Origin of the sequence: Mycobacterium sp. NAZ190054 (genome assembly GCF_001545925.1) — a bacterium.
GTDB lineage: Bacteria > Actinomycetota > Actinomycetes > Mycobacteriales > Mycobacteriaceae > Mycobacterium.
On the sequence record NZ_LMVQ01000404.1, the window covers coordinates 1 to 2291 of the forward strand.

Below are 2291 nucleotides of genomic sequence, written 5' to 3' on the forward strand. Positions count from 1 at the left end.
TGACCGTTGCGGTCGGAGCCGCGTGCTGCGTGTACACCATCACGCAGAACCCGGCACGTTCCAACATCGGGGCCATCCTGCTGGTCGGGGTTGTTCTCGGTCCTTACGCCGCCTCCGCCGCCTCCGCAGCCGCCGCAGGACGCGCCGTCGCCACCACTGCCATCGGCATCTCCGTTGAGCCCCACCGAATCTGCGTAGCCGGGGTCCACCGCCCACAGCGCGCCGGTGCCGAACATCGCGGTGGACATGGCCACCGCGGCCGGTCCATAAGTGGCGAAGGCGGGTCGCCGGGACGGCTTCAGATACTTCTGGTGGCGCTGCTGCGCATTGAGAAACCGGCGGCCCGCCCTGGTCCGCCGATCCACGCTGAACAAGCTGGGAAGCACCGCGGCGGCGTAAGGACCGAGAACAACCCCGACCAGCAGGATGGCCCCGATGTTGGAACGTGCCGGGTTCTGCGTGATGGTGTACACGCAGCACGCGGCTCCGACCGCAACGGTCACCAGCGCGGGAACCGCGCCCCAGCGGATCCGGGTGCGTTCGGCCGCCGACCGCATCAAGCCGCGTTCACACAGCCGTTTCTCCAGAACGGGAAGATCGCCGCGGCACGCGTCGATCAGCGTCCGCACGGTGTGGTGCTGGTCGCCGGCGACGCGACTCAGCACCCGTTCGGTGAACCAGTCCGACTCCGGGCCGGCCGGCACGGAGTGGTCTACCCGGCCGTCGGCCTTGATTCGGCCGCTGGCACGCAACCCCGCCAGCGCCGTGACCACGGGTGCGGCATCGGATCGCAGGTAGGCCAGTTCGGTGGCAGTGATCCCGTCGGTCACCGCGGGCCGCCGTGCAGGGGTGAGAAATCGCCAGACGACCGCGAAGGCGGTGGTTGCGACCAGGGCGGCCAGAATTCCGTACATCCAGCCGCTGAGCGAGCTGAGGTAGAAGTCCAAAATCCTTTCAAGCGACATCGTTTCACCTCTCACATTCGGGTCGGGTGACCGGCCCCAGGCTTCGGACGTCATCGTTGACGATCTTGATTTGTCGGGTCCCCCTGTCTAGCACCCGGCTTTGTGAGCGAAGGTTAAGATCTGCTCCACATGCTGTGTGCGGCATAAGGATCAGCGAAACACTCAGATGTTTCTTAGCGTTCTCCTGCTGATATTCGTGCCCGCCGTGACGGTGAGCGGCGGAGATCCACAGGCTTTCCGGTATCGGGCAGGGCTGCGGGGGCCGATCACGTTCCGCCGCAAGGTGTCCGGCGCTGTGAGGCGACGCCTTGCGGCCGCGGCGTACTCATCAGCATGGAGAAAGTGGCGCGGGAAACCCGGGTGTGTGGCTCCGCCCGACGGCGAAGGGGGCCTTCAAACGAACTATCGACGTTGTGCGGCTGACCCGATCCGCTCGGCACGCAATCTCTCCGGCGCCGGCATCGTGGCTGCCGACGCTGCTGTCGATATCGTTATCGTGTCAGGCCGGCCGCAATCGCGGTGGACCGTTGCGCCGACCTCACGCCCGCGAAAGGCGCTCGACCCGAGAGGAATTCGGCCCGCAGGCTCCGATGAAACCGCTCGATCTTGCCCGCAGTAGTAGGGCTGCGCGGCTGAGTCAGAAGATGCTCGATCCCGTGCTCGCGGCAGATCGCATCAAAGAGCACCTCCACCGGCGGATGATTGAACCGACCGGAGAAGACCCTGCCGTTATCGGTCAGGATCTGCGCCGGCACCCCTACCGGTCCAGGGCCCCGCGTAGGCCGTCACACACCGCGCGGGTCCGTTCCCGGGTCATCACCGTGGCGCACATACACATCCGGGAATGATGATCGACCCCGGTCAGCACCTTCGCCGACGTCCCTTCTGCCAGCGGGAACCCACCCGCGACATCCATCTGCCACAACTCCATCGCCGTCGCGCGTTCCCACCGCTTCCACTTCCTCGACCGCCGATCCCGCAGATTCGGATCAATCATCTGCGCTCGCACCAGCGCCCGATACGCCGCCGACTCCGACGGCACCGGAACCACACCCCGCTTGGCCAGTTCGAACACCAACCGCCGCGGCCCCCGATACGGACGTTCGACGCAGCTCCAACAACCGGGCCTCCACCTCCGCAGACACCTGGTGCGGACACCACACCGGCCGATGCGACCTCGGGGCCCTCGGTCTCATACCGGGGACTGTCAGATAAACGGTGGATCTGACTTGGCATCGGTTAGTTGCCAGTCGGAGTGATCCGGCCGTTGAAGGTGATCGCGAACGCGTTCAATGCGGGCTTCCACCTCACTGCCCATCGTGCCTT

General features: G+C 66.0%; 1 protein-coding gene and 1 pseudogene. Both read right to left on the bottom strand.

Annotated features, from left to right (window positions below; genetic code table 11):
- The coding region (locus tag ASJ79_RS22855; protein WP_197420338.1) for a TIGR04222 domain-containing membrane protein at positions 1–965 on the bottom strand (965 nt) is incomplete at its 3' end.
- 521 nt (positions 966–1486) lie between these two features.
- Positions 1487–2146: pseudogene (locus ASJ79_RS22860) on the bottom strand (DDE-type integrase/transposase/recombinase); the annotation flags it as partial.
- Between the last annotated feature and the right edge of the window lie 145 nt (positions 2147–2291).